Genomic DNA, 574 nt, shown 5'->3' on the forward strand with positions numbered 1-574 from the left:
TAACGTATGTGCATTCCTGACGTTCGAACGGCTTAAGTGAACGTAGGGAACGGGTCGTCAGACTTAGCCGGTTGGATGTGTCGCCTGAATCCACTTCACCGAAAATCCACTTGGCGACCGAGGAGCGTACGCGACGACGTAGGAATGTTTTGTTATGTGATGTTCCTGACATCCTCGAATAACTATCAAAGATCATCATTAAGGGAAATATCACTATCAATATCAAGATTAATTGTTTCATAATGGATATTCCCTTCATTATCATTCCAAGTAATAGTGAAAGTGGTACTTTCGTAGGTATGTCTACCTTTACTTAGTTCGCCATACGAATACGAGCTTGTAATAGACCCTATATCAGTATTATTTAATATTGACACTGGACCATTTGTTGATCTAGCTTCATTTACAAGAACAGTTTCATCGTTATTATTAGTGTTTATTTCATTAACTTCATACTTATAATAGGTGCTATTCTCTAAATCATTCGGGTCTCCCTTATAGACTAGCTTCCCGTGCCCTCGTAAAATTTTGCTAGGTGAAATTATTATTTTGTAATCTATAACGTCCCATATTT

2 protein-coding genes are annotated in these 574 nt (G+C 37.6%); both read right to left on the reverse strand.

The genetic code is table 11. The features are described 5' to 3' along the window. Positions 1 to 214: hypothetical protein (locus tag PGLA_RS28615; protein WP_211269595.1), on the reverse strand; the 214-nt coding region annotated here is incomplete at its 3' end. Continuing rightward, positions 186 to 574, reverse strand: a 389-nt coding sequence (locus tag PGLA_RS28620; protein WP_211269596.1) for a hypothetical protein, incomplete at its 5' end; no start/stop codon positions are given. The genes PGLA_RS28615 and PGLA_RS28620, both read right to left, overlap by 29 nt.

This window comes from Paenibacillus glacialis (genome assembly GCF_001637205.1).
GTDB classification, from domain to species: domain Bacteria; phylum Bacillota; class Bacilli; order Paenibacillales; family Paenibacillaceae; genus Paenibacillus_AQ; species Paenibacillus_AQ glacialis.